Origin of the sequence: Kribbella sp. NBC_01510 (genome assembly GCF_045040325.1) — a bacterium.
Taxonomy (GTDB): domain Bacteria; phylum Actinomycetota; class Actinomycetes; order Propionibacteriales; family Kribbellaceae; genus Kribbella.
On sequence record NZ_CP109418.1, the window covers coordinates 1,273,894 to 1,299,507 of the forward strand.

The window sequence follows — 25,614 nt, forward strand, 5'->3', positions numbered from 1 at the left end:
CGACCGCTTCCACTACCTATCGCCCGCCGCGCTTCCACCACGGCTTGGGCCGCTTGGCCACCGCCGCCAGCCAGTCATCCGGAACGCCCCACCCCCGAGCAGTCAGCGCCTGGAAGTACTCGGCCTTCAGACTGTCCGGCAACCAGTACGTCGCTCTGTGCTGCCCAACGACCTCGAAGTACGTCGTGCGGTGGCGTGCACTCCACACCGTCGCCTGGTTGGAGCTGTACGCCAGCCGCACGTAGTCCCATCGCGCCTGCGCATCCTCCATGTCGAAGCCACGCTCGACCACCCGGCCGCTCGCCCGCGGCTCACCCTCGATTCCCGCGATCAGCTCCTGGACGAGAGCCCGGTCGTCCGTCATCTCGTCCGGCAACCGCAAGCCCACCGGATCCAGCACCACAGCCCCCAACCGCGGCCGCGCCACCTCGAGAAACACCTCCAGCAAGGCGAATCCCTCTTCGGCCCGCTCGAAGCGGTCCAACTCGGCGCGCAGTGTGGTCACGGCTTCCTCGGGCACGCGGCCACTCTAATCTGACCGGGCCTGCCCCCATCTGCCCCGACCTGCCCCGGCCGATCACGCTCAGCTAGAGCACCGCAGCCACCCGGTGGCTGACGGGACGGCGCCCACGCCCCCTGACCGATGCCCTGAAAGCCCTTACACCGTGGGAAATCCGGGGCAACCCGGGGCATTCCGGGGCATCGTGGGGCAGCTCGTCCACAGCGGCGATTTTCGTGGTCGCAGAGGGTGTGCGCACACCTACAGTTACCGCCATGTCAGAGGCCAACGAGTTGTTGCGCACCGCGCGGGAGCACACGCCGTCGCGCCGCGCGCCGGGTGCACACATGTCCCGGGCGGAGCTCGCCGAGACGGTTTGTGCCTGGTTGTGGGACACCACCGAAGTCAGGTACGAGCTGGACGGTCACTACATCGCCAAGCTGGAACGCGGCGCCGTTCGCTGGCCGGGCGCGGCGTACCGCTCCGGGCTGCGCTATGTCCTGAACGTTGCTTCAGACAACGAGCTCGGCTTCAGTCCGCCGCCTGGAGTGGTGGTGACCGAGCCGGAGCTGACGCTGCCGTCGACCGTCGGGCTCGAGGACGACGTGAGCGACGCCGGTGACGAGTCGATCTCGTTCCTCACGTTCGCGGAGCAGTCCAATGTCGGCGACCTCACCGTCGAGCAGCTGCACGCCGACATCCTCGGCATCGCCCAGAATTACCTCCGCGCACCGACCCGGCCGCTGTTCGTCCGCAGCCGCAGCGTCCGCGACCGTGCATTCCGGCTCCTGGCCGGCAGACAATCGCCCAAGCAGTCCCGCGACCTCTACTCGGCCGCCGGATGGGCGATCACCCTGCTGGCCTGGATGTCCGTCGACCTCGGCCGCCCGGACGTCGCCGAGCGCCACACCCGGACGGCGTGGGCCTGCGCCGAGGCCGCGGATCACGACGTACTGCGCGCCTGGATCCGCGCCACCCAGCACACCGCTGCCTTCTGGCAGGACGACTTCGCCGGCGCCGCGGCGTACGCACAGGACGGCCTGCGGTATGCCGCCGGCACGTCGGCCCTGTTCCTGGCCAGCGCAGCCGCGGTCGATCTCGCCCGCTGCGGACGGGCAGACGACGCCCGCGACGCGCTCGGCCAGGCCAAACGAATGCCCGCCACACCAGCCGACTCCGAACCACCCGGCCTGTTCATCTGTACGCCGGAACGCGCCGAAGGCATCTGGTCAGACGCCTACCTCGCGCTGGGAGAAGCCCGCCACACCCTCGGTCACGCGGACCGCGCCGTCGCCATGTTCGAAGCAGCCCCACACCTAGTCCGGAACTTCGGCTCCGAACGGATGGTCCGCCTGCAACAGGCCAAGGCGCGCCTCGCCCTCGGCCAACTCGACGGCGCCATCGAGACCCTCGAGCCGGTCCTCAGCACACCCCTCGAATACCGGGTCCGCCCCTTGATCCATCGCATCAGCGAGGTCGCGGCCCTCACAGCGCCGTACGCCCGGACCCCGCAGGCCCGCCAACTCCGCGAACAAATCCGCGACTTCACCCAGCACCCCGACCTCCCCGCCCGCCCAACCCGCACCCGCCGCCGCAAGCCGGGGTCGGAGCGCCCCGAAGCACCAACCGCCGCCAAGGACCCGAAGCCGCTCGAGCCACCCAAACCCCAACAACCCGGCGCCCAATGGACGGACGCACACCCGGCGGACGTGCATCCGGCGGATGTGCAGGCTTCCGATCCGCGCGGATCCGATGACCACCGACCTGAACCGCAGCAGCCCGATGTTCAGCGGGCTCGTGCGGTGCCGCATAGCTGAGAGGAGCGGTCGCATGGTCGACCGAGTTCGCGATCATTGGTATTGGCGGCCGGGCTGGCGAGCCGGGCGCTCCTTCTATACCTGGCACATCACCTTCGAGAACGATCCGATCCTCAGCGATCTGCACGCGGCCTACCAGCCAGTGATCAGATCGCTTCCCGGTCTCACTCGTGTCCCGGTGCAATGGCTGCATCTGACCATGCAGGGCGTCGGGTTCGCCGACAAGGTCACGCAGGAGGACCTCGACCCGATCGTGGACGCCGCCCAGCGCAGGCTCGTACTCATCCCCCCGTTCGAGATCCGCATCGGGCCGGCGATCGTCGATGTGGAGAGCCTTCAGCTCCCGGCCCAGTCCGTCGACCGGCTCCGCTGGCTCCGCGCCCAGCTCCGGGCGGCGATCACCGACGTCTGGGGCCCCGACACAGTCCCTGCGCTGCCCGAGCTCGAACCACACATCTCCCTCGGCTACTGGAACCAGGCCGCCGACACCGAGCCACTGAAGAAACGTGTGGCCGCCTTGGGAGGCGAGATCGCCAAGACACACGTCACTCACGCCAGCTTGATCAACCTCAACCGAGACCACCACTGCTACGAGTGGACGACCTACGCCGCAGTGCGCCTGGGCGTCCCCAGTCAGCTCTGACCAGGAGATGTCCGTGACAGACAAGACCTCTACGGCCCTGACCGACGGCTCGGCCGCCGGCGTGATCCGGGCGCTGCTCGACTTCCGCAGCGTCTGGACCACCCACGACCTGGTCGCCCTCAGCCGGGTCCCCGCACCCACGATCCACCGCGTCGTCACCTGCCTCGAACACGAGGACCTGGTGACGCGAACCGCCGGCGCGATCGTCGCCGTACCCGACTGGACTGCTCTCCTCCGTCGCTGGAGCCAGGACTTCCGCTTCGACCAGAAGAACACCGTCACCCACTGGCAATCTGTCGGAGGCCTGAGCGCCCTAATCGACCGGATCCCGACCACCACCGTGCCGTACGTCGTCACCGGCACCCTCGCAGCGCACCACTGGGCCGGAACAACTCCCGGCAACCCCCTGAGCGTCTACACCTCCGACGCCCACGCCGCCGCCGAAGCCTGGAACCTCATCCCCAGCGCCACCGGCAACGTCGTACTCGCGACTCCGTCAACCGACGTCGTCTACTCGCGCCCCCGCAAGACCCCCACCGGCCTTCGCCTGGCAGCGCCCACCCAAGTCCTCACCGACCTCCTCACCGGAGCCGCCCCGACCACCACCGCAGCCCCACTCCTCGCCTGGATGCAAGACCACGAACTGGAGTGGCGCTATTGACCGCCGCCGCGCCCGACATTCCGCCGGCCTTTTCAGGGCTGCGGGCCGAAGGACGGGTAGTAGTCCCCGCTCGACGCGTCGGAGCAGGCTTGGCCCCCGCGTGACGAACCGCCGGACGGGGACCACTACCCGTCCTTCGGTACGTCAGAGGGTGCAGTTCACCAGGACTGGTTCGTTGACCAGGGTGATGTTGAAGGCTTGCTGGACCTGGGTGCGGACGTGGGCGGCCAGCGAGAGGAGTTCTTTGGCGGTGGCGGTGCCGCGGTTGGTGAGGGCGAGGGTGTGTTTGGTAGAGACGGCGGCGTTGCCGATGGTGAAGCCCTTGGAAACGCCGGCGTGTTCGATCAGCCACGCGGCGCTGGTTTTGACGCGGCCGTCGGGCTGGGGCCATTGGGGCGCGCCGGCGGGGACCTCGGCGGGGGTGTCGAGGATGGGGTTGGTGAAGAAGGAGCCGGCGCTCCAGGTGTCGTGGTCGGCCGGGTCCAGCACCATGCCCTTGCTGCGGCGCAGGCCGAGGACGGCTTCGCGTACGTCGGCCATCGGCGCTCGCGACCCTGGTTCGACATCGAGCACTCGCGCGAGTTCGGCGTACCCGACCGGGGCGGACAGGTCGCCGAGCTTCAACTGGAAGGCGACCTCGAGTACGACGTACCGCGACGGGTCGGCCTTGAAGCGGGAGTTCCGGTAGCTGAATCCACAGTCGGCGGCGAAGACCGTGCGGACCTGGTTGTCGACCCGGTCCCATACCCGGACCGACGCGATCGTCTCCGCGACCTCGTGGCCGTAGGCGCCGACGTTCTGGACCGGGGTGGAACCGGTGAGGCCGGGGATCCCGGACATCGACTCGAGACCGCTCCACTCCTCGGCGATCGCGCGCTGGACCACCGCGTCCCAGTCCTCACCGGCCTGAATGTGGACCATCGCCCCGGAGCACGCATCCGCATCGACCCGGATACCGGAAGTCGCGATCTTGATCACGGTGCCGCGGAATCCGTCGTCGCCGATCACCACGTTGCTGCCGCCGGACAGCAGCAGCACCGGTTCCCCGGCGGCGTCGGCGTCGCGGACGGCGGTGATCAGGTCGTCCTCGGTGCTGACCTCGAGGAGTTTGTCGGCCGGCCCGCCGATCCGCAGGGTGGTGAATTCGGCCAGGGGTACCTGCGTTCTCACGAGACGCGCACGACCGCCCTGGCCCGGCCGAGCACCTTCTCCTCGCCGGCGATCGCGGTGATGTCGATCTCGGCCAGCCCGTCGGTGACCTTGTCGACCTTGGCCGAGAACGTCACGCTCGCACCCTTGTCGTCGTCCGGTACGACGACCGGCTTGGTGAACCGTACGCCGTACTCCACCAGGTCGGCCGGGTCGTCCAGCCAGTCGGTGACCACGCGGGCCGCGGACGCCATCGTGAGCATGCCGTGCGCGATCACACCGGGCAGCCCGAGTGCGGCGGCCATCCGGTCGCTCCAGTGGATCGGATTGAAGTCCCCGCTGGCTCCGGCGTACCGGACCAGGTCCTCGCGGCGGAGGGTGACGGTCAGCGGCGGGAGCTCGGTGCCTACCTCGATCATGCGTCCGCCCGGTTGTGGGAGATCGTGGAGGTCGAGGTGGCGATCGGTTCGCCGTCGACCGTGGTCAGGGCGGTCTCGTACATGATCACCTCGACGTCACCGGCCTTGCGCACGGTGGTGATGGTGGCGGTCGCGGCGATGTCGTCGCCGGCCTTGATTGGGCGGGTGTAGGTGAACTTCTGCGCGCCGTGCACGATCCGGTCCAGCCGCAGGCCGAGCTCCTCGTCGGTCAGCAGCTGCTCCAGGGCGCGGCTCCCGAGCATGAACGCGAAGGTGGGCGGCGCGATCGCGTCATCGCCCCGGTACGCCGGGTTCGGGTCGCCGATCGCGTCCGCGAACTCCCGGATCTTCTCCCGGCCGACCTGGTAGGACTCGGCGGCCGTGTAGCTCCGGCCGACCATCGTGGCGTCGATCGTCATATCGGAAGAGCCTACTGGCACACTGAGACCCCGAGTGCCGCCACCCACTCACCGGGAGACCCGACTGGGGAAGGTTGAACGTGACGGCAGTGACGGCGCTGGCCAGGTACGCGCCTCGGTACAAACTGGAGATCGGCGAACCGACGGGCTCCGAGTGGCTGCGCGTGGACCGGATCCTGGAGCCGGACAGTCCCGAGCTGACAGAGCTCCTCAAGCGCGACCACGACGCCAGCGGCCACCGGACGGACCACGCCAACGCGCTGAGTCTGATGTCCTTCTACGCCGGTCGCGCCCCCGCGACCGCGCTGCTCTTGTGGGCGCTGGAGGGTCATGTCCTCGACATCCGCCCGCACAACCTCTGGGTGCGCCCCCACGACGGGCACGGAGTGGCTGCCGTCGCCGTACGCTCCGCGAGCATCCTCCCGGGCGGTCTGGAGACCCTGTACGACGTCGTCCTCCGGCAGCACCTATTACCTCTGTCCGCCGAACTGCGCCGCCGGACCCGAGCCGGTCTGCGCCAGTTGCACGGTGGCGTGGCGGCTGGGTGCGCGATGGGGTTCTGCGCTGCGACCCGCGAGGAGGTGACGGTCGAGCCGGCGTACCTGCTGGAGCGTTGGCGGACCTTCGTAGCCAAGGCCCCGGGCGATCTGGCACGGCTTGGTGACGTGGAGATCGCGGCCGGGAAGCTCGTCTACCTGCGGAACACCTGCTGCCTCTACTACACGAGCGAGGTCGGCACCGGCACGCTCTGCGGATCCTGCTGCCTGACGCCGCGTGACGAGCGTCTCACCGCGTACAAAGGCGGCCGCCCGATCCTCACGGTCTGAGACACGCACAGTGCTCGTCGGGCACAGCGAAAGGGCCGCTTCGGTCAAACCGAAGCGGCCCTCGCGAAAGTGCTGAAGGTCAGCGGGTCTCGCGGTGGTCGGTGTGGTCGTTGCAGCGCGCGCAGTACTTCTTCAGCTCAAGACGATCCGGGTCGTTACGCCGGTTCTTCTTGGTGATGTAGTTGCGCTCCTTGCAGACGGTGCACGCCAGCGTGATCTTCGGGCGGATGTCGGTTGACTTGGCCACTGCTGCCTCTTCTTGTCAGGAGTGCGCAACTTGGGTGATCGCACTCTCAGGTACTGCGTTGATAGGTAGCGGGGGCGGGAGTCGAACCCGCGACACCACGATTATGAGCCGTGTGCTCTAACCACCTGAGCTACCCCGCCGGGAGAGTCCGTCACCCCACCCGGCGGACCGGGTGAGATGGCGTGCTCAGAGCCCCTTTACGGAATCGAACCGTAGACCTTCTCCTTACCATGGAGACGCTCTGCCGACTGAGCTAAAGGGGCGGGCCGAGGAGAGAGATTACACGGTCCGCCGCCCCGATGTGAAATCGAGCCGGGCGCACCTTGCGGGCCCCTCAGTCCGTCCCGGAAAGCATACCGGGTTCCAGAGAGTGCTTCTGACCAATTTTCACGCCAGTACGGCGTCATCCGCGGAGAAGTCGCCGGACGCATCGGCCGGCGGGTTGTCCAGGTACCACCGGACCGACGTGCGCAGGGTCTCCACCGGATCGACCGGCGACCAGCCGAGCACGGCACGAGCCTTCGACGAGTCCAGCAGGAGGTCCTGGCTGAGTGCCCCGGTGAGCGACAGATCCGCCGGCAGCAGGTCGTCCCGGACCTTCACCAGCTCCACGTCCGAAGCATCCGCCGCCGCCAGGATCTGCTCGGCGAGCAACCGGTACGGCGCCGTCGACGGCTCCACCACGTTGAACGCCTCCCCGCGATGATCCCCGGACAGCGCCAACGACACCGCCGCGGCGACATCCCCGACGTACACGCGGCTGAACAAGAACTGCCCCGACCCGATCGGGATCCGCGACCGCCCGGCCCGCACGCGGCGCAGGACGAACTCGAACCGCTGCTGATAGTCGTGCTCGCCGTACACCGCCCCCAGCCGCAGCACCGTCGCCCCACGCGGCAGATACCGCTCCTCCATCTCCAGGTTCTCGTACTTCGGCCCGTCGACGAAGCGCCGTGTCCGCAACGGCGACTCCTCCGTCAGCGGCACGGCGTCCGTGGTCCGCTCCGAGTGCAGGCCGTCGTACGCGCGGTAGACGTCACAGCTGGAGATCGCCACCAGCTTCACCGACGAACCCACTGCCTCCAGAGCCGCGTCGGCCGCCGCCGCGTTCATCCCGGAGATGTCGACGAGCGCCTCGGGATCGAACGGCTTCAGCGCCGCTGCCAACGCCGTGCCGTCGCTCCGGTCGACGTGCGCGTGCTCGACGTCCACCAGCCCGGCCGGCTCGTGTTCCCCGCGGTGCATCACCAGCAACTCATGTCCCTCCCCCGCCAGCCGTTCCAGCACTGCCCGACCGATGAACCGAGTGCCGCCCAAGATCGCAATCCGCATGCACCCAGTCCTACCCGTCGGCATCGCGGCGGTGAAGCACCGTCTGCGGTCAGCAGACGTGTGACGGTCGATGTCGAAACTCGGCCCCCGGCTTCGTCATACGGTCAGGACCAGACGAGAGGACGAACCATGACTGACAACAAGGCACTGCCTCCGGTCGTGTCGGCCGAGGAGTGGGAGAAGGCCCGGGCGGAGCTGCTCACCGCCGAGAAGGAGGCCACCCGGGCGCAGGACCGGATCGCGGCGCAACGGCGACGGCTGCCGATGGTGCGGTTCGGTGAGTACACGTTCGCGTCGACGGATGGGCCGGTGACGCTGCGCGACCTGTTCGGAGAGCACCAGCAGCTCGCGCTCTACCAGTTCATGCACAACGGCCCGGACCACTTCTGCCCCGGCTGCACGCACTTCACCAAGCAGGTCACCGACCTCGACGGACTGGCCCGGAACGGCGTCGCCTGGGCGACCGTGTCGGACATGCCGCTCGACCAGATGGCCGGCTACTGGAAGCAGAAGGAGTGGACGGTGCCGTTCGCCTCCTCGGCCGGTACGACGTTCTCCGCCGACTGTGGAGCCGGCGGCGGCTTCCTCCTCAACCTGTTCCTCCGCGACGGCGACGACGTCTACCGCACCTACTCCACCGGCCAGCGCGGCGTCGACCGCATCCTGTTCGTCAACAACATGCTGGACCTGGCGCCGTACGGCCGGCAGGAGGCGTGGGAGGACTCACCGGAGGGCTGGCCGCAATACCCGACGTACGGCTAAGCCCAAACACGGCCGGGGTACGACGAGCGCAGTACCGGCATCACCTCCGCGACGAAGGCCTCCACCGAGGCCCGGTTCTCGTCTTCCGGGAGCCCGGCCACCTCCAGGGAGATGCCGGACAGCTCGTGCCCGAACGCGGCCTGGTACCGGCCGAACTTGTCGATCACCTGCTGCTGCACCCCGCTGATCGGATCCGGCGAGTTGTCGATCAGCGTGTACGTACAGAACTTCACCGGACCTTCTTCTCGCCGGCAGTCACCGGCAGGCCGAGCCGGTTGCCCGCGACCGGGGCCGGGCAGGTGCCGTACGCCGTGAACGCGAACGGCAGGTTGATGGTCCGGTTGAAGTCGATCAGCACCGATTGGTCGCGCTCCACGATCCCCGTGGTCACAGTGCGCCAAGGAGCCGTCTCCTCGCCGTTCGTCTTGTCGTGGAAGGACAGCGCGAGCCGTCCACTACCGGCCGCCGTCGCCACCAGCTCGTACGCCGACCCGCCGAGCGCCACGTGCACAGTCCCGACCGCAGTGACGTGCTGACGCAGGTCGTCGCGCGCTGTGGAGACCTCTACCTTCTGTGGCGTCGCATAGGGCGTGTAGTACCCACGCACTATCCAGTCCGGGTCTACCGGGTACGTCGGTACGCCGGTGAAGTCCCGCCTGGTCGCCGTCCGTGGGTCGCGTTGGCGAACGGCGTACCGTCCGCCACGCAGTACGAGCTCGGCGAGGCGGTCGCCGTACAGCAGCCAGCTCAGTGAGCCGGCCTCCGCGACACTGGCCGCGGTCTCACCGTGCACCGGCTCACCGCCGAGCGTCAGCTCACCTTCGGCCCGCACATGCGCCCGTTCGGCGTCAGCCCACCACCTGCCGGGCAATCCGGGCAGGGCGGTCGGTGCCGAGGGCAACCAATCGAAGGCGGCAATGGACAGCCAGCCGTAGTCCGTGTCCAGATCCTGTTCGCGGGCCGCGTGCCAGGTCTGCCAGTCCTGCTCAAGATCAGAGACGACGGTCATGAGGCGACGTCCTTCCGGTTGTTCTGCTCTCGGTGGGCGACTTCGGAGCGGACCAGCGGGATCACGTAGCGGCCGAAATCGATCGCGTCGTCGTAGATGTCGTAGCCGCGGGCGGAGAAGATCCGGATGCCGAGATCGTAGTAGTCGAGCAGGGCGGCCGCGACGGTGTCCGGCGTACCGACCAGGGCGGTCGAGTTCCCGCCGCCACCGGTCAGGCCGGTCGGTGCGGTCCAGAGTGCGCGGTCGTGCCGCTCGCCTTCCGCGACGGCCTTGAGCAACCGCTGCGATCCCGCATTCTCAGGATTCTTCGAGCGAAGGCGGGACGGGGCGCCGCCCGCCTGCACGTCCTTGATCCGGCCGAGGATGCTCTCGGCCTTCTCCCACGCCAGCTCCTCGGTCGGCGCGAGGATCGGGCGGAACGCGATCTGGATCGTCGGCCGATCCGCTCGTCCGGCGTCGGCAGCCGCCTTGTCGATTGTCGACAACTGCTCGCGGGTTCCCGCCAGCGGTTCGCCCCACAGCGCGAAGATGTCTGCCTCAGCGGCTCCGACCGCGTACGCCGCGGCCGACGAGCCACCGAACGAGATCCGCGGCCGCGGCTGCTGCAGCGGCTTGACGTCGGCCACGAACTGGTCGAACCGATAGTGCTCGCCATGGAAGTCGAAGCGTTCGTCCGACGTCCACGCCCGCTTGAGGATCTGGATGAACTCGCGGGTGCGCCCGTACCGGTCGTCCTTGGCCAGGAAGTCACCCTCCGCGGCCTGGTCCGCGGTCGACCCGCCAGTGATCACGTGCACCTCGAACCGGCCGCCGCTGATGTGGTCGAGGGTCGCAAACGTCCTCGCGGTCAGCGTCGGGTAGGCGACGTTCGGCCGGTGCGCGACCACCAGGTTGATGCGCTCGGTCCGGCCGGCGACGTACGCCGCGACCTGAGCCGGATCGGGTGATCCCGAGTGGTAGGCGAACAGGATCCGGTCCCACCCGTTGTCTTCGTGCGCGCGGGCGAGCTTGGCGGTGTACTCCAGGTCCAGCGGGCCACCGGTTCGCGGCGTCACCTCGCTGGCCGGGTTGGTCCCGCCCATCCCCAGGAACTCAACTGGCATGACGTTCTTCCTTCCGTACGGTCGGTGCGAGCAGGCTGAGCAGGTGCCGGGCGACCGCGTCGTTCTGGCGGAAGCCGGGACCGTTGAAGTGCGGCCGGGAGAAGCCGGACGATCCGGCCGAGCCGGAGACAGAAGGCCCAAGCAGGAACAGGGCCGGGTGGACGGCGCCGTCAGCCTGGATCGCCCGGCAGTGCGAGTCCGCCTTGAGCTGACCGCCGCCGAGGCTGGTCCCGTCCGCGGCGAACAGTTCGTCGGCCGCGAGTACGCCGGACTCCAGCAGCCCCCGCAGCAGCGGATCGGTGGTGGCGAGGACGTCGGGACGCGGCAGCCGAGCCTCGACGAACGCGCGGGCCCGGATCTCGCCGGCCACCCCGGTGCTGCGGGCAACGAAGTGATCGTTGTCGATGTCAACTTCCAGGTCAGGCCCGGCGAAACGGACGATCCCCGCGCGATGCAACGCGAGCAACTCCTCGAGCCGGCGCGGGGGCGGACCACTCGCCACGAACGAGAAGAACCCGTGCCACTCCGTCTCCACCCGCCGGACCCGATCCTCGTCGGACAACCGGCCTTCGGTGATCGCCTGCGACAGCACGCTGTAGATGCTCAGCAACGCGTTGAACACCGCCAGATCGACCGAGTACGCCGGATCCGCCCGGCGCAGCAGATCCGTCTCGATCAGCCCGGTGAGAAACCGCTCGAACCGCTCCCGGTCCCCGAAGAACCGCCCACCCAGCGGCCGATCCACCTCAGATCGAACAAACCGATCCGCAGGATCCGGTACGGCGGCGCACACAGCCACCCCGAATGCGTCGTCGGATGCGGGGCCGCCTGGTCGCCAACTGTCGAGGGCCTCGGCGAACCGTTCCCATGGCCACCTGGTCCGCTCCGGGTGGGCGGTGAACAGTTGCTGGCAGTGGGCGAAGGCCAGTTCCTTGTCGATGAGCGGAGCGATCTGGCTCTGGAAGTCGAGCACGCCGTCACCGAACTCGGCCAGCGCCGCCTTGGTGAGATAGCGGGTCGGCACCGGCTTGGTTCCGGCGACCGTGTAGCCGAGTTTCGCGTGATACGGAACGCCTCGGCGGGAGCCGACGTACAGGACGGGCTCGTCACCGGACGGGTGATAGGTGAGCACGCCGTCGCACTCGTCGTACCAGCCGCCGCGACCCTCCGTCAGCAGGACCATCAGGTCGATGAAGGCCTGGCCGAACCCACGGACGATGACATTCTCGGCCGGCCACAACTCATCGAGGTCGACGTCCGCGGTATAGCCGGGTGGAATGTAGGTCAGACCAGCGTCCGCCGCCTGCGCGGCCCAGGCCGCTTCCGATGCTGTCGGCAACCGATCGAGGTAGCCGAGCGCCAGCACCACGACGTCGGCGCGAATCTCCTTGCCCGAGGCAAGAATCACTCGATGGTCGGTGGTCAGCGCGACCGCCCGCTCCAGATGCGTGGTGACCGTCGCCGGCAGGTCTCGCACGACCCGCTCCCAGACCCAGGCCAGGTACTCCGCCTGCACCAGCCGCGGCGGAAAGTCCATCGGCCCCGGCAGGTCGAGCCCTGCCTTCTCCAGAATCACGGCCCCTTCCCCGGCCACCCAGGTCGCCAGATCAGGGCCGGGCGTGATCGGCCCCTCACACTCCACCGACTCGTCGGTGAAGATCGTCACGTCCGACGTCATCGAGTTCATCCACAACAACCGTGACTGCTGCCGCCGCCAGATCCGCCCCCCACCCGCCGGATACGGATCCACCACATGAACCTCCACCGGCCGCCCGCCCAGCAACTCCTCCGCACTCGCCGCAAACCGCTCCAACAACCCGACAGTCCGCGGCCCACCACCCACGAACACAACGGACGCCGCGTCGTTCCACTCGGGGTGGACGCGGAGCGTCGTGCCGGTCATGAATGGTGGGGTGGGGCGTAGCGGGTAAGGGCTTGCGGGCATGGGGACTCCTGGCGCTGGGCAGGATCGCGGGCATGGCGGGGCGGGCGTCCGGAAGGACGCCGTGAAAAGGTGCGCGAGATGAGCTCAGGTCAGCGCTGACAGAGGGCGCTGGAGACGCGGAGGAGGTCGACGTGGAGGCGGTAGTACGGCAGTTCGCGCGTCATCTCCGTCTCCTCTCGTCGCTCGTGTCATCCCAGTATGTGATGGCGTTGAAAGATTAGTAACTTGGTCGACAAAGCTCTCATTATGTGGACGGCTTATACAGGTCCGAAGGGGCGGCTCGGCGGCGTCAGCCGCGTGATCCGCATCACGCCCGCTTTCAATTACCCGGCTGTCGGGTTCACGCCTGAGCGCGTACGCGGCGGTAGGAAACCTTCACGGTGTGTGTGCGATTTCGTTCATCTGTTGGCGGTCTGCGTTTGAGGGCCTCCGACCGCCTCGTTATGGTCGATGAGGCTGTCGCACCCCCTCCCAGCGACGGCTGCCCCTCCCTGGAAGGTTTCTCGTGCCCTCTCACCTCGACGTGCCCGGAGCAGAACGGCCGGCACCGCGTCGTCCGGATGCACCGCGTCGGGCGGCCAAGCATCGTTCCTCCCGACTAAGCCGACTAAGCCGCAAACGCCGTACCCAGCTGATCGGCCTGACCGCCGCACTCGCTGCCGCGGCCGGCACCACCGCCGTCGGCCTCAGTTCCTCCGCGAGCGGACCGTCCGCCACCACGACCACCGGCCTGAACCCCTCACAGGCCGGCGATCTGACCGCGGCCCGGATCGACCGACGCGACCTCAACTCCCGGGACGCTTCCCGGCTCGACCTGTCCTCGACTCGCAAGGCTCAGGCCGACCAGCTCGCCAAGCAGCGCGCCGCCAAGCTGGCCGCGACGGCGACGCTGACGCAGCGCCGGTCCCTCGCCTTGGCCGCGGCCAAGGCGGCCAACGCCAAGAAGGCCGCCACCAAGGCACGGGCCATCGCCGCGGCGAAGGCCGCCGCGATCGCCAAGGCCAAGGCCGCCGCGGCTGCGGCCGCAGCCGCGCCGAAGGTCGTCCTCCCGACCACCGGCTACCACCTGACCGCCCGCTTCAACCAGGCCGGCGGCCGCTGGGCGCACAACCACACGGGTCTCGACTTCGCGGCTCCGATGGGTACTCCGGTGCGCTCGGTGATGGCCGGCGTGGTCATCCAGGCCGACTGGGAAGGCGCCTACGGTCGCCAGGTGAAGGTCCGGCACGCCGACGGCACGGTCACGTCGTACAGCCACATGTCCGAGTTCGACGTCTCGGTCGGTCAGCACGTCCAGGCCGGTACCAAGGTCGGCGCGATCGGCATGACCGGCAACACCACCGGCCCGCACGTCCACCTCGAGGTCCTCCCGGGCGGCGGCGCTCCGATCGACCCGGAGCCCTGGCTCCGCGAGCACGGCCTCAACCCGTAGTTCCGAGGAACCCGCTCACCGCTGTCACGAAGGCGTCGCGCTCATCCAGCCACGGATGATGCGCGGCGCCTTTCAGCACGACCTGCTCCCCTCCCCTCAGCCAGCTCAGTCCCGTCACCCGCATTGGGCTTGGATCCGTGGATGCCGACCGGTCCGGCACCCGGCGATGGCGTCCGTGTCATGGGTTATCCGCTGCTGTTGTGGGTTCTCTGCTGGTGTGTGCGAGGGGAGGAGACCTCTCTGGCATCGCGCTGCTTGGTGAGTGGTGCAGGTCCGGTCAGCGGCGCGGCATCGCCCAACCCGCCACCGCCGCCGGGCGGGCTGTGGCGGACTTCCAGGCCATCACAATCACCGAGACGCCGCGATCGTCCGCGGGCGGCCTTCGTCCTCGCCTCGTTGTGATGGCCTGGCGATCCGGTCGACGGCGCCCAACACCCACGGAACCGACCAGAGCACCGGATATCCCCCCGACTACCCCTTCTCTCCTCATATCAAGGGGGAGAAGGAGCAACTTCAGGGGATACCCCCCGAAGTTGCACGGTGGGCTGGGGCGGAGCGGAATCAGGGGACGAGCGCCGGACCGGTCCACGGATCCCGGCAAAGCGTTGGCGCTCCGCGATCCTCCCACCCACTAGGGTTCCTCCAGTCACTTCGAAGAGGGGGAACTCTTGAAGCTCTACAAGGCCGCACTCGCGGCCGTCGGCCTGCTCGCATCCGGCCTGGTCGCCGCGCAGCCCGCCGAGGCGGCACATCAGCAGGTCGCGGCGGCGACCTGCTCGTTCAAGGTGCCGGCGAAGCTGGCGATGAGAGCAGCGAACACGACCTATCCCGTTCAGCTCGGCAGCGACTGCCCGACAACCATGGTCGGCGGCGCGTGGACGGCCACCTGGACGAACGGATTCGTCGAGAGCGTCCTGTGCCAACAGGGCAGGTGCCCCGGGGTCGCGTTGTCGACGAAGTACGTGCCGGTCGGCAAGGTCACCTGGGTGGGTGACGCCGAGGGCGGTGTCGACGAGAACGGCAACAAGGTCGCGACTCTGCTGCCGGCGTACACGGAGATCAGGTTCGCGTCGTCGGCGAGCTTGACCGGCGGACGGAAAGGCACCAGGACGGCGCTCCTGACCACCGTTTGGTGGTTCAGCCCGAAGACCAACACCTACGTTCGCTGGGCGGGTCGGAAGCTGTTGGTGCAGTATCAGGAGATCGGTACGTCGACGTGGAAGGGCCTCGCGTACGTCACGACGAACGCCAGCGGCCAGGCGTCGTACAGCTACTACCCCGCCCGAACGCGTAGATACCGCGTCTACGTGCCCGCCACGACGTCGGTGTGGGACTTCTACACCCCCAGCATCAGTCGTTAGAGCATCTTCGCCATGTCGAGGGCGGCTATGTAGGTGCCTTCGATCAGGAACTCGTTCGGGTGGGTGCCTTCGATGACGTAGCCGTGGCGTTCGTAGAGGCGGCGGGCGGCGGTGTTGGTGCTGTGGACGTGGAGGCTGATCTTGCGCGCGTCGCGGAGTCTGCCCTCCGCGGCGGCCGCGGCGAGCAACGTGCTCGCCACTCCCCGGCCGCGGGCTGACTGGGCGACGGCCAGGCCATTGATGGTGAGGACGCCGACGCCTTCGGGGAACGGGTACTTGTCCTGGAGCCGGAGGTAGCCGACGACCTCGCCGTCGTACTCGGCGACCAGGTGTGCCTCCGGCCCGCAGCGGGCGAAGAAGGTGTCCTTGATGGTCTCCTGGTACGACGGGAATCCGGACGAGGCGTCCCACGCGGTCCGGTCGATCGCGAGCAGCGCGGCGTCGTCGGCCTCGACCGCACGGCGAACGGTCAACGGCTGGTCGGTCGAGCGGTCATCGGGCCGGCGGTGTTCACTCACCCCACCATCCTCGCCCGCCGACGAGGTCAGCCCAAGCAAGGTCGTCAGCCGACCAGGTCGGCCGTCGGGAGGACGACGGTGACGGTCAGCCCGCCACCCGGGATCGGCGCCAGGTCGAGGCTCCCGTGGTGGGTCTCGACGATGCGGTCGACCAGCGCGAGCCCCAGTCCGTGGCCGGCGCCGTACCGGGCCTTGGCGAACGGCTCGGTAAAGGTGCGGATCCGCGCGGGGTGGAGCACCGACCCGGTGTTCCGTACGACGAGCCGCCCGGGCGCGACCGTGATCGCGACGGAGCCGCCGCCGTGCCGGATCCCGTTCTGCACCAGGTTCACGACCACCTGGTGCAGCAACACCTCGTTGCCCTCGACAACCGACTCCGCGAGATCGCAGGTGAGTTCGACCTCGGCGGCGCGCGCCTCCGAGGAGAGCGCCGGCAACGCGGACCGCACCACTGCCGCGAGATCCAGCGGATCCAGCTCGACCGACCGGTTGTTGAGTGCGGTCAGGCTCAGCAGCGCCTCGACGATGTCGATCCCGCGCTGATTCGTCTCCGCCAGCCGCTTCACCAGCTCCGGGACGTCCTGGTGATCGGGATCGGCGGCCGCCACCTCCAGCATCGTCTTCATCACCGCGTGCGGCGTCCGCAACTCGTGCGAGGCGTTCGCCGCGAACCGCCGGTACTGCTCGAAGGACCGCTGCAACCGACCCAGCATCTCGTCGAACGTGTCCGACAGGTCGGTGAACTCGTCCCGGATCCCGGTGAGCCCGATCCGGTGGTCGAGCGACCCGCTGGCCGCCTTCCGCGCCGCCGCGGTGATCTCCTGCAGCGGCTTCAGCATCCGCCCCGCGAGGAACCACCCACCGACCAGTCCGGCGATCGCCAGGAACCCGAGCGCCCACCCGGACAGCGTCACCACCAGGTGGAGGATGTCCCCGCGCGACGGCGGAAGCACGCGCCGATCGCGCGGGTTGGCGCCGTTGAGTGGGTAGTTCGGCACGATCCTGAAGACCAGCCAGATGATGCACGAGACGACGGCACCGGCGATGACCAGCAGACCCGCGTAGCTCAGCGTCAGCCGCAACCGGACCGTCAACCGCGGCCGCCAACTCATCAACCGTTCGTCACTCACGCGTTCACCGCCCGTCGCTCACGCTTCGCCGACCCGATAGCCGACGCCGGGGACGGTGTGGATGACCCACGGATCGCCGAGCCGTTTCCGCAGCGCCGAGATCGTGATCCGCACGGCGTTGCTGAACGGATCCGCGTTCTCGTCCCACGCCTTCTCCAGCAGTGTCTCGGCGCTGATCACCCCACCTCGCGCGGCCATCAGCACCTCCAGTACGGCGAACTGCTTCCGCGTGAGCTTCACGTAGTGCCCGAACCGGTACACCTCCCGTCGATACGGATCCAGCCGGACCCCGGCGTACTCGAGCACGGTGGGTGCGGCCGCCGCCGGTCGCCGGATCAGGGCTCGCAGCCGGACGACGAGCTCCCGCAGCTCGAAGGGTTTGGTCAGGTAGTCGTCGGCGCCGAGCTCGAAGCCGATCACCTTGTCGTCGAGATCGCCGGCCGCGGTCAGCATCAGCACCCGGCAGCTGATGCCCTGCGCAACGATCTGCCGGCAGACCTCGTCACCGCTCACTCCCGGCAGATCACGGTCCAGCACGACCACGTCGTACGCGTTCACCGTGACCGCCTCCAGCGCGGCATTCCCGTCGAAGGCCAGGTCGGCGGCGATCGCCTCCAGCCGCAGCCCGGCCTGGATCGCCTCGGCGAGATAGACCTCGTCCTCGACGACCAGCACCCGCATACCGACCATTGAACCAGGCCGGACGTATCGAAAACGTATGCCGAAACGCAGACGCTCCGGCAACATCGGTCCGGCTGGACTGGTGGCCATGCTGACCGATCAACTCGTAGCCACCCGCAAACGCGAACACCGGCTGACGGTCCTCACCGCCCTGGCGATCGTTGCCGCCGTCACCTGCGTGACCCTGTCCTCTTGTACTGCGGTGTCTGCGCAGGGCGACCCGGCACCGTCGACCGCCGACGCGCCGGCCGGCATCCCGAGCACCGCGACCCGCGGCGCGCGCAGCGGCCCGCCCGGCGCCGCCGACGGCGTCCTGCCGGACCATACCTCCGCCTTCGACACCAGCCTGCCCGGCGTCGCGAACCTCGACCCGGCGCTGCGCAAAGCGGTCCAGCAGGCCGAGCAGACGATGAAGGAGGACGGCATCACGATGCAGGTCACCACTGGATGGCGGAGCAAGAAGTATCAGCAGGAGCTGCTGGACAAGGCGGTCCGCAAGTACCGCAGCAAGAAGAAGGCCCTCGAGTTCGTCTCCACGCCCGACGAGTCGCACCACGTCACCGGTCACGCGGTCGACATCGGCCCGACCGCCGCGGACGACTGGCTGATCCGTAAGGGCAACCGCTTCGGGCTCTGCCAGACCCTGTCCAACGAGAGGTGGCACTTCGAGCTCGTCACCACCCCGGGCGGGACCTGCCCACCGATGACCAAGACGGCTTCCTAGCGGGTCTCCTCCGGCGGATCCGGGAGTACGGCGAGGGGACGCTGACGCCAGTGCACGTCGTGCCAGGCATCGAGCTTCCAGCCGATCTGTCGATAGGTCCCGATCGACTCGAACCCGAGCGCCTTGTGCAGCCCGACGCTGGCGTCGTTCGGCAGCGTCATACCTGCGATCGCCGTCCGGAACCCACGCTCGGCCAGCCGCTCGAACAGCGCCTCGTACAGCGCTCGCCCGCCGCCGGTCCGGCGGCGTCCGGGCTCGAGGTAGACGCTGACCTCACAGGACCAGCGGTACGCCGCTCGCGGCTTCATCGGACCGCCATACGCGTACCCGACGACGCGACCGTCGTCCTCCAGCACCATCCAGGCGTGGGTCGCCTGCGCAGTCGCGATCCGCGCCGCCATCTCCGCGGCGGACGGCGGCTCGATCTCGAAGGTGATCGCCGTATCGGTGACATAGGGCGTGTAGATCGTCACACAAGCCTCGGCATCGAGCTCGGAGGCGTCTCTGATCTTTGGCATGTCACGATAGTAGCCACAACTGACGCTATAGTGGCAAGCATGTTGGATGAGCTGTCCGCCTCACTCGCGGCGACCGTGCAGGCTGCCCGGGTCGCGCAGGACCTGTCGGTGAACGCGCTCGCCGAGCGTTCCGGGGTCTCCCGCGCGATGATCGGCAAGATCGAACGCGGTGAGGCTCAGCCGACCGCCGTACTGCTCGGCCGGCTGTCCGGCGCGCTCGGCATGACGTTGTCCGAGCTGGTCGCCCGCGCCGAGAACACCGGTGAACTCCTCCGGCGGGCCGGCGACCAGCCGGTCTGGACGGACCCGGCCACCGGATACCGGCGGCGGGCCGTCTCACCGGTGACCGACAGCCCGCTCGAGCTGGTCGAGGTCGAGCTGCCGGCCGGTGCCTCGGTGTCGTATCCGGCCGACGCCTACATCTTCAAGTACCAGCAGCTCTGGATCCTCGACGGACACCTGCGCTTCCACGAGGGCCTGCTGGTCCACGACCTGCGCACCGGCGACTGCCTCCAGCTCGGCCCGCCGTCGGCGACCACGTTCCACAATCCGGAGACGACCCCTTGCCGCTACCTGGTGGCGCTGGTCAAGGGCCGTTCCTGACGTACGCCGAACCACCGGGCCAACGCCTCCCGCAAGCCGTCCTGCTCCGCGACACCGTCCTGCTCCGCGGCCCAGGCGACGTACCCGTCCGGCCTGATCAGTAACGCGATCGGCGACTCACCGCGTCCGGCGACAACGTCGATCCGATCCCTGGCCACGGTCGCGGCGTACGACGCCTCCGATGTCACGGCCGCGGCGAAGGATGCCTCCGGGGTCAGGTCGAGCAGCAGCGGACGGCCGGTGCGCATCAGCTCGGCCAGTCGGGTCCCGTCGACCATGAGATCCGGCGCCCAGCGGCCGATCAGCGGATGCGGGCCGTCGTGGTACCGGATGTCCGCGCCGGTGATCAGGTCCGCGATCCGCTGCACGTTCCGCGGCTCGGTCAGCAGCTCACCGAACAGCTCCCGCAATCTGGTGACGTCGTTGCCTGGGGCAATGAGTGCCGACTGGGCCTGGGTCTGCATCACGACCCGCTGCCCGACCGGCCGGCGCTCCGACTCGTAGCTGTCGAGCACGCCGTCAGGAGCCCAGCCCTGCAGCTCAGCGGCTAGCTTCCAGCCCAGGTTGGCCGTGTCCTGCAGGCCGAGGTTCAGTCCCGGGCCGCCGATCGCGGAGTGCACGTGCGCGGCATCCCCGACGAGCAGCACCCTGCCTTCGCGGAACCGGTCAGCGAGGCGGCTGTTGCCTCCTACGACCCGGCGCAGCAGGTGCGGCCCGTCGCCGTCCGGCGGAGCGAGCGGCAGATGGACCCCGAGCACCCGGTCGACGCTGTCCTGCAACTCCTCCAGCGTCATCGGGCCTTCGGGCGGTACGTCGAACTCACCGGTGCTGACGACCGGCGGCCGGCCGGGCAGCTGGCCGTACAAGAACAGGCCGCGCTCGGTCCGGTGATGCATCAGGCCGGGGATCAAGCCGTACCCGGGGATCGACAGGGCTCCGGTGCCGGGATCGACGTACTCGGGTGGCACCTGCGCGTTCGCCGTACGGGAGACCATCGTGTCGTTGGTGATGCCGGGGAAGTCGATGCCGGCCAGTTTGCGGGTGAGGCTGCGGCCGCCGTCCGCGCCGACGAGATAGCGAGCCGTCACGTGGTACGGGCCATCCGGGCCGGAGATCTCGACCGTGACGGAGTCGGTGTCCTGGGCGAACCCGATCAGCTCATGGCCGCGGCGGATCTCGGCTCCGAGCTCGAGCGCCCGTTGCTGGAGGACTTCCTCGATCCGGCGCTGCGGCACCGGCAGCATGTACACCGGGTTCGGCTCGATCGTGCTGAGGTCGAGTGGGAACGCGCCGAACATGTAGCGCGGCTGCGGCTGCGGTGGACCCGGAGTACCGCTGAGGCGTTCGTACAGGCCGCGACGGTCAAGCATGCGGACGACCTGGCCGACCAGGCCGTTCGCCCGGGGCACCTCACTGGCCTCCGGCAACCGCTCCAGTACGATCGGCCGCACTCCGGCCAGCCGCAGTTCACAGGCGAGCATGAGGCCGTTCGGTCCGGCCCCGGCGATGACGACATCTGCATCCATGGCACGTGTCCTTCCAGTGAAAATGGGCGTGACTGACTGCCCCGGCGGCGCCGGGGTATCTGCTGGGGTGTGGGTTCTAGTCGGGTTCGGGGAGGCCGGCGGTGATCTGGTCGAGAGCCTCCGACAGCAGGGCGGTCATGGATCGAGGTGGATCGCCACGCAGCCATTCGGCGCTCGCGGCCGCCCTGGCCGCGCCCACGACCTCTGCGACGAGATGCGGATACAGCCCACGGGTCCCGGTCCGGTCCGCGACGGCGGCGGCGAATTCCTCGCTCGCGGCGGCATACGCCCGCGCCATCTCACCCTGCAACGACGGCTCGGTGACCATCAGCCGGATCCCGGCCAGCCACCGCTGGTCCGGCGGCTGGTCGCCGCCGTGGCCTTCCACACCGAGCGCCATCTGCGACTCGATCGACGCCCGGATCGCGGGCCACAGCGGCTCGTCGGCCGGCCGCGCCCGCAGTTCGGCGGCGATGGCCAGACTGCGGTCGACCTCCCGGGCGGCGATCGCCTCGGCCTTGCTGGAGAAGTAGTTCCGGAACGTGCGCAGCGAAACCCCGGCCTCGGCCGCGATGTCCTCGATCCGCACATTGGCCAGCCCGCGCTCGACCGTCAGCCGCACCGCCGCCCAGCTCAGCGCGATCCGCGTCTCCTGCTTCTTCCGCTCCCGCAACCCTTCGGTCATGTTCTTGACCGTAGCAAACTTTGCCTTCTGGGCAAAGATGCCTTTTGGGCATATTTTTGATTCAGGGACAGACGCCCATCGGGCATGGTTGGGTTGGGCCCATGACCGTGTCCCCGGTGGTCTGGATCCTGACCCTGCTCGGCATCGTCGCGCTGCTGCTGTTCGACTACTTCTTCCACGTCCGGTCCGCACATGTCCCGACGCTGCGGGAGGCCGCGATCTGGTCCACGGTGTACGTCGGCATCGCCGTACTGTTCGGCCTCGGGACGCTCGTGTTCGGCGGGACGGCGATGGGCTCGGAGTACTTCGCCGGGTACATCACCGAGAAAGCGCTCTCGGTGGACAACCTGTTCGTGTTCCTGATCATCATGACGAGCTTCCGGGTGCCGCGGGAGAACCAGCAGAAGGTGTTGCTGATCGGCATCGTGGTCTCGCTGATCGCCCGGTCCGCGTTCATCTTCGTCGGATCGGCGCTGCTGCACACGTTCTCCTGGGTGTTCTACCTGTTCGGGATGGCGCTGCTGCTGACCGCCGGCAACATGCTCAAGCCGGAGACCGAGGAGTCACACCAGGCGCAGAACGTCGTGGTCCGGCTGAGCCGGCGGCTGTTCCGCACCAGCGAGGAGTACGACGGCGACCGGCTGACCACCGTGGTCGACGGGCGCCGGATGATGACGCCGATGCTGCTGGTGATGATCGCGATCGGCGGCACCGACGTGATGTTCGCGCTGGACTCGATCCCGGCCATCTTCGGCCTGACCCAGAACGTGTTCGTGGTGTTTACCGCGACCGCGTTCAGCCTGCTCGGCCTGCGGCAGCTGTACTTCCTGCTCGACGGCCTGCTGGACCGGCTGATCTACCTGTCCTTCGGGCTGGCCGCGATCCTGCTGTTCATCGGCACGAAGCTGATCCTGCACGCTCTGCACGAGAACAACCTGCCGTTCGTGAACGGCGGCGAGCCCGTCGACGTGGTCGAGATCAGCACCGGGCTGTCACTGCTCGTCATCCTGGTCGTGCTGCTGATCACGATCTTCGCGTCCCTGTTCAGCACCCGCGGCCGGACGCAGACCGCGATGGCCCACATCCGCCGCGACGCGACCGCCTACCTGGATGCCGAATACACCGACGACCCGCACGAGCGCGAGCGGGTCTTCCAGCGGCTGCTGCGAGCCCGCGACCACATCATCGACCTCGGCCCGGACGCCAGGCGGCAGGTGAAGAACGAGACCGAACTGATGGCCCTGTGCCGCCAGGTCGCCGACGCGCACGCCGCCGCCCACCCCGACCACGAAGTCCGCCCCAGCCTCTAACTCCGCCGCTGCCACCCCGAGCCGGCAGCCCCCGGATTCACGACAGGCAACCCTCCAACTGAGGGGATGCCCCCCGAGCTGGCGGCTTGCCCCCTCCGATTCTGAATAGGCAACCCTCCAGCGGAGGGGATAACCCGCGAGCTGAAGGGTTGCCTCGAGTTCGAGGGGTTACCCCGTGAGTTGGAGGGTTGCCCGCTCGGATTCTGAGTGGGCAACCCTCCAGCTGAGGGGATGACCCTTCAGCTGGAGGGTTCGCCCAAGGGGAGGAGCCTGGCTAGCCTTTGACCGCGCCGGAGGCGAGGCCTGTCACGTAGAAGCGTTGGAGGCCTGGACGTCGGGTTCGGCCAGGACCGAGCTACAGCCCGGTACGGCGCTCGCCGTGGTCGCCGCGGCCGCCAGGCCGAGGAACGTCCGCCGGGTGAGCATGATCAGGCCCTCGGCAGCCAGACGCGCATGGCGCCGATCTCGCGGTTGGCCCAGGCGTAGTACGGCACCGCGACCACGTCCACCTCGTCGCCGGTGTCGTCCTGGGCCGAGGGGGTGAACGACCAGCCGTCACGGTGACCGGTGCCGATCCGTCCGCGCGTTCTGAGCACGGTAACGCCGTCCAGCAGGTCGTTGTCGTGGCTCGCGGCAACTGACGCCTCCGGCAACAGATGCAGGTCGTCGACGTTCGCGTCCTGGTCCACCTGTTCGACCGCGTAGACGAGCGGCCCGCGTTCCAGCGCGACACAACCGCGGACCGCGTCGACGCGTGGATCGGCGCCGACCACACGAGTTGCCATCGGCAACTGTAGGTCGATCACGTCAGCAGTCACGTCGGCATAGGTGCCCGCTTGCACAGATTGACCGTTGACGGTGGCACCATCTGCCCAGGCCGGGATCCTCAATTGCACTGCCACTGGTTTGGTGGCCGTGATGCGAACTGCGCCGTCCCACGGGTAGGCGGTGTCCACGGTCAGCTCGGTGTCGCCGACGGTCAACGTGCCGGCGGCGTACTGGTGGATCTGGATCGCACCATCGCGTGTGGTCGCGAGGTAGCCGTCGAGGCTGGCGAGAGTACGCATGATGTTCGGCGGGCAGCAGGCGCAGTCGAACCAGCCGCGCCGGCCGTGCGCGGGGCTGCGGCCGTTGTCCGCATGGGCGCCACCCCGCAACTGCAGCGGATTGACGTAGAAGTACTCGGTGCCCTTGAGCGAGACCCCCGCGAGGAAGCCGTTGTAGAGCATCCGCTCGACGGCATCGGCGTACGACGCCTCACCGGTGGCGAGGAGCATCCGCCAAGCCCACTGGATGCCGCCGATCGCCGCACAGGTTTCGGCGTACGCGCGGTCCGCGGGCAGCTCGTATTCGTCGCCGAACGCCTCGCCCTCCCAACGCGCACCCAGACCGCCGGTGACATACGTCTTCGTCGACCACATGTGCTCGAACTGCCGTTTCAGCGCGTCGAGCAGGTCGGTGTCGCCGGTCTCCAGGGCGACGTCGGTCGCTCCGGCCGCGAGGTAGACCGCGCGCACCGCGTGCCCTTCGACCGACGTGGCCTCGCGGACCGGGACGCGATCGGAGAAGTACGCCGGCTCGTGACCGTGGTTCTTGATGATGCCGTGGCCACGGGCCTCGACGAACCACTTGGCCTGGTCGAGGTAGGCCGTCGTACCGGTTTCCCGATACAGCTCGACCAAGGCCATCTCGATCACCGGGTGGCCGTCGACGTCCACAGTCTTGTCGTCGCCGAAGGTCGCGACCAGGTGGTCGGCGAGCTTGATCGCGACGTCCAGGAGCGCACGGTCGCCGGTGCAGCGGACCTGCGCGACGGCGGCCTGGATCAGGTGGCCGGCGCAGTAGTGCTCGTGGCTCCAGACGAGTTGCTGGTAGCGGCCCTCGTCGCCGTAGCGGAGCTGGACGACCGAGTCGAGGTAACCGTCCTCGCGCTGCGCGGCGGCGACCACCGAGGTGAGGTCGCGGATGCGCTTGAGCAGGTCGTCGTTCGGATTGCGCCCGTACTCCCAGGCGGCGGCCTCGAGCCACTTGTAGACGTCGGAGTCGGCGAACACCGGGCCGATGGCCTCGCCCTCGCCCTCTGTCGTACGCAGCCCGGCCGCGAGGCGCAGGTTCTGTAGGTTGCCCGCCGTCTCCAACTGGTCCTGACCGCTGGGGATCGCGTCCTCGCCGTTGCGGGCCTGGCGCGGTGCCCAGAAGCCGCCGGTGATCTTCGCCTGGCCGAGTCCGAGGGGCTGCCAGCGGCCGTGGGTTGCGGCGGCCGGGCTGCGGGAGGTGGTGACTGCTTCCGTCAT

General features: G+C 68.7%; 29 protein-coding genes and 2 tRNA genes. 10 read left to right on the forward strand and 21 right to left on the reverse strand.

Annotated features, from left to right (window positions below; all coding sequences use genetic code 11):
- Positions 1–16 precede the first annotated feature (16 nt).
- Positions 17–520 carry a hypothetical protein gene (locus OG558_RS06245; RefSeq protein ID WP_405069342.1) on the reverse strand — a complete coding sequence of 168 codons (504 nt, stop codon included), beginning with the start codon at positions 518–520 and terminating at the stop codon, positions 17–19.
- A 254-nt stretch (positions 521–774) separates the two neighbouring features.
- On the opposite strand from OG558_RS06245, the gene OG558_RS06250 reads away from it, so the two are divergent.
- Genes OG558_RS06250 through OG558_RS06260 form a run of 3 tightly spaced genes read left to right on the forward strand, consistent with a single transcriptional unit; the run spans position 775 to position 3,620 of the window.
- Positions 775–2,316, forward strand: coding sequence for a hypothetical protein (locus tag OG558_RS06250; protein WP_405069343.1), 1,542 nt, complete (start codon positions 775–777; stop codon positions 2,314–2,316).
- 13 nt (positions 2,317–2,329) lie between these two features.
- Complete coding sequence (locus OG558_RS06255) at positions 2,330–2,959, forward strand: 2'-5' RNA ligase family protein (protein WP_405069344.1); 630 nt, start codon at positions 2,330–2,332, stop codon at positions 2,957–2,959.
- Between the two features lie 13 nt (positions 2,960–2,972).
- A complete protein-coding gene (locus tag OG558_RS06260) occupies positions 2,973–3,620 on the forward strand; it encodes a hypothetical protein (protein WP_405069345.1) in 648 nt (215 codons plus the stop codon).
- 144 nt (positions 3,621–3,764) lie between these two features.
- Here the strand turns inward: OG558_RS06260 and OG558_RS06265 are convergent, their stop codons facing one another.
- Genes OG558_RS06265 through OG558_RS06275 form a run of 3 tightly spaced genes read right to left on the reverse strand, consistent with a single transcriptional unit; the run spans position 3,765 to position 5,607 of the window.
- Positions 3,765–4,790 (reverse strand): UDP-N-acetylmuramate dehydrogenase, encoded by a 1,026-nt coding sequence (locus tag OG558_RS06265; protein ID WP_405069346.1) that lies wholly within the window; start codon positions 4,788–4,790, stop codon positions 3,765–3,767.
- Positions 4,787–5,188: a MaoC family dehydratase gene (locus tag OG558_RS06270; RefSeq protein ID WP_329482191.1), complete on the reverse strand. Its 402-nt coding sequence runs from the start codon at positions 5,186–5,188 to the stop codon at positions 4,787–4,789. Before OG558_RS06270 ends, OG558_RS06265 begins: the two co-directional genes overlap by 4 nt.
- The gene (locus tag OG558_RS06275; RefSeq protein WP_328526068.1) at positions 5,185–5,607 is read right to left on the reverse strand and encodes a MaoC family dehydratase N-terminal domain-containing protein; all 423 of its coding nucleotides are present in this window, start codon (positions 5,605–5,607) and stop codon (positions 5,185–5,187) included. Before OG558_RS06275 ends, OG558_RS06270 begins: the two co-directional genes overlap by 4 nt.
- Before the next feature lie 80 nt (positions 5,608–5,687).
- On the opposite strand from OG558_RS06275, the gene OG558_RS06280 reads away from it, so the two are divergent.
- On the forward strand, positions 5,688–6,434 hold the full coding sequence (locus OG558_RS06280) for a hypothetical protein (RefSeq protein ID WP_405069347.1): 747 nt from the start codon (positions 5,688–5,690) through the stop codon (positions 6,432–6,434).
- Positions 6,435–6,513: 79 nt separating this feature from the next.
- Here the strand turns inward: OG558_RS06280 and rpmG are convergent, their stop codons facing one another.
- From rpmG to OG558_RS06300, 4 genes are all read right to left on the reverse strand, one after another.
- Complete coding sequence (gene rpmG, locus OG558_RS06285; RefSeq protein WP_325036947.1) at positions 6,514–6,681, reverse strand: 50S ribosomal protein L33; 168 nt, start codon at positions 6,679–6,681, stop codon at positions 6,514–6,516.
- A gap of 66 nt (positions 6,682–6,747) precedes the next feature.
- Positions 6,748–6,821 (reverse strand) — tRNA-Met (locus OG558_RS06290).
- Positions 6,822–6,871: 50 nt separating this feature from the next.
- Positions 6,872–6,944 (reverse strand) — tRNA-Thr (locus OG558_RS06295).
- Between the two features lie 124 nt (positions 6,945–7,068).
- Positions 7,069–8,013: an NAD-dependent epimerase/dehydratase family protein gene (locus tag OG558_RS06300; protein WP_405069348.1), complete on the reverse strand. Its 945-nt coding sequence runs from the start codon at positions 8,011–8,013 to the stop codon at positions 7,069–7,071.
- A 129-nt stretch (positions 8,014–8,142) separates the two neighbouring features.
- On the opposite strand from OG558_RS06300, the gene OG558_RS06305 reads away from it, so the two are divergent.
- Positions 8,143–8,775 (forward strand): DUF899 family protein, encoded by a 633-nt coding sequence (locus tag OG558_RS06305; protein ID WP_405069349.1) that lies wholly within the window; start codon positions 8,143–8,145, stop codon positions 8,773–8,775.
- Here the strand turns inward: OG558_RS06305 and OG558_RS06310 are convergent.
- The 5 genes from OG558_RS06310 to OG558_RS06330 all read right to left on the reverse strand — a co-directional run bounded on the left by OG558_RS06310 (position 8,772) and on the right by OG558_RS06330 (position 12,996).
- Complete coding sequence (locus OG558_RS06310; protein WP_405069350.1) at positions 8,772–9,008, reverse strand: hypothetical protein; 237 nt, start codon at positions 9,006–9,008, stop codon at positions 8,772–8,774. The two genes, OG558_RS06305 and OG558_RS06310, sit on opposite strands and share 4 nt — an antisense overlap.
- Complete coding sequence (locus OG558_RS06315) at positions 9,005–9,784, reverse strand: DUF1684 domain-containing protein (RefSeq protein WP_405069351.1); 780 nt, start codon at positions 9,782–9,784, stop codon at positions 9,005–9,007. The genes OG558_RS06310 and OG558_RS06315 overlap by 4 nt, the downstream gene beginning before the upstream one ends.
- A complete protein-coding gene (locus OG558_RS06320) occupies positions 9,781–10,887 on the reverse strand; it encodes an LLM class flavin-dependent oxidoreductase (protein WP_405069352.1) in 1,107 nt (368 codons plus the stop codon). Before OG558_RS06320 ends, OG558_RS06315 begins: the two co-directional genes overlap by 4 nt.
- Positions 10,877–12,832 (reverse strand): FAD/NAD(P)-binding protein, encoded by a 1,956-nt coding sequence (locus tag OG558_RS06325; protein ID WP_405069353.1) that lies wholly within the window; start codon positions 12,830–12,832, stop codon positions 10,877–10,879. The genes OG558_RS06320 and OG558_RS06325 overlap by 11 nt, the downstream gene beginning before the upstream one ends.
- A gap of 89 nt (positions 12,833–12,921) precedes the next feature.
- Entirely contained in the window at positions 12,922–12,996 is a 75-nt protein-coding gene (locus OG558_RS06330; RefSeq protein WP_405072118.1) for a putative leader peptide, read from the reverse strand.
- Between the two features lie 341 nt (positions 12,997–13,337).
- Between OG558_RS06330 and OG558_RS06335 the strand changes: the two genes are divergently transcribed.
- The gene (locus tag OG558_RS06335; protein ID WP_405069354.1) at positions 13,338–14,264 is read left to right on the forward strand and encodes a M23 family metallopeptidase; all 927 of its coding nucleotides are present in this window, start codon (positions 13,338–13,340) and stop codon (positions 14,262–14,264) included.
- Positions 14,265–14,932: 668 nt separating this feature from the next.
- Positions 14,933–15,625, forward strand: coding sequence for a hypothetical protein (locus OG558_RS06340; RefSeq protein ID WP_405069355.1), 693 nt, complete (start codon positions 14,933–14,935; stop codon positions 15,623–15,625).
- Here the strand turns inward: OG558_RS06340 and OG558_RS06345 are convergent.
- From OG558_RS06345 to OG558_RS06355, 3 genes are read right to left on the reverse strand one after another with little or no spacing between them, the layout of a single operon-like run.
- Positions 15,622–16,143 carry a GNAT family N-acetyltransferase gene (locus OG558_RS06345; RefSeq protein WP_405069357.1) on the reverse strand — a complete coding sequence of 174 codons (522 nt, stop codon included), beginning with the start codon at positions 16,141–16,143 and terminating at the stop codon, positions 15,622–15,624. The two genes, OG558_RS06340 and OG558_RS06345, sit on opposite strands and share 4 nt — an antisense overlap.
- A gap of 44 nt (positions 16,144–16,187) precedes the next feature.
- Complete coding sequence (locus OG558_RS06350) at positions 16,188–17,273, reverse strand: sensor histidine kinase (RefSeq protein WP_405069358.1); 1,086 nt, start codon at positions 17,271–17,273, stop codon at positions 16,188–16,190.
- A gap of 18 nt (positions 17,274–17,291) precedes the next feature.
- A complete protein-coding gene (locus OG558_RS06355; RefSeq protein WP_405069360.1) occupies positions 17,292–17,954 on the reverse strand; it encodes a response regulator transcription factor in 663 nt (220 codons plus the stop codon).
- Between the two features lie 37 nt (positions 17,955–17,991).
- Here OG558_RS06355 and OG558_RS06360 point away from each other — a divergent pair, with 37 nt between their 5' ends.
- On the forward strand, positions 17,992–18,678 hold the full coding sequence (locus OG558_RS06360; protein WP_405069361.1) for a M15 family metallopeptidase: 687 nt from the start codon (positions 17,992–17,994) through the stop codon (positions 18,676–18,678).
- On the opposite strand, the gene OG558_RS06365 is transcribed toward OG558_RS06360, so the two are convergent.
- The gene (locus OG558_RS06365; RefSeq protein WP_405069362.1) at positions 18,675–19,196 is read right to left on the reverse strand and encodes a GNAT family N-acetyltransferase; all 522 of its coding nucleotides are present in this window, start codon (positions 19,194–19,196) and stop codon (positions 18,675–18,677) included. The genes OG558_RS06360 and OG558_RS06365 overlap by 4 nt on opposite strands.
- Positions 19,197–19,235: 39 nt before the next feature.
- Between OG558_RS06365 and OG558_RS06370 the strand changes: the two genes are divergently transcribed.
- On the forward strand, positions 19,236–19,799 hold the full coding sequence (locus tag OG558_RS06370) for a helix-turn-helix domain-containing protein (RefSeq protein ID WP_405069363.1): 564 nt from the start codon (positions 19,236–19,238) through the stop codon (positions 19,797–19,799).
- On the opposite strand, the gene OG558_RS06375 is transcribed toward OG558_RS06370, so the two are convergent.
- Entirely contained in the window at positions 19,766–21,325 is a 1,560-nt protein-coding gene (locus OG558_RS06375; RefSeq protein ID WP_405069364.1) for an FAD-dependent monooxygenase, read from the reverse strand. The two genes, OG558_RS06370 and OG558_RS06375, sit on opposite strands and share 34 nt — an antisense overlap.
- A 76-nt stretch (positions 21,326–21,401) precedes the next feature.
- Entirely contained in the window at positions 21,402–22,010 is a 609-nt protein-coding gene (locus tag OG558_RS06380; protein ID WP_329482208.1) for a TetR family transcriptional regulator, read from the reverse strand.
- Between the two features lie 101 nt (positions 22,011–22,111).
- Here OG558_RS06380 and OG558_RS06385 point away from each other — a divergent pair, with 101 nt between their 5' ends.
- Positions 22,112–23,320, forward strand: coding sequence for a TerC family protein (locus OG558_RS06385; protein ID WP_405069365.1), 1,209 nt, complete (start codon positions 22,112–22,114; stop codon positions 23,318–23,320).
- A 306-nt stretch (positions 23,321–23,626) separates the two neighbouring features.
- Here the strand turns inward: OG558_RS06385 and OG558_RS06390 are convergent, their stop codons facing one another.
- Together OG558_RS06390 and OG558_RS06395 are read right to left on the reverse strand one after the other, a co-directional pair.
- Entirely contained in the window at positions 23,627–23,746 is a 120-nt protein-coding gene (locus OG558_RS06390; protein ID WP_329482210.1) for a twin-arginine translocation signal domain-containing protein, read from the reverse strand.
- Positions 23,747–23,748: 2 nt separating this feature from the next.
- On the reverse strand, positions 23,749–25,614 hold the full coding sequence (locus OG558_RS06395) for a glycoside hydrolase family 127 protein (protein ID WP_405069366.1): 1,866 nt from the start codon (positions 25,612–25,614) through the stop codon (positions 23,749–23,751).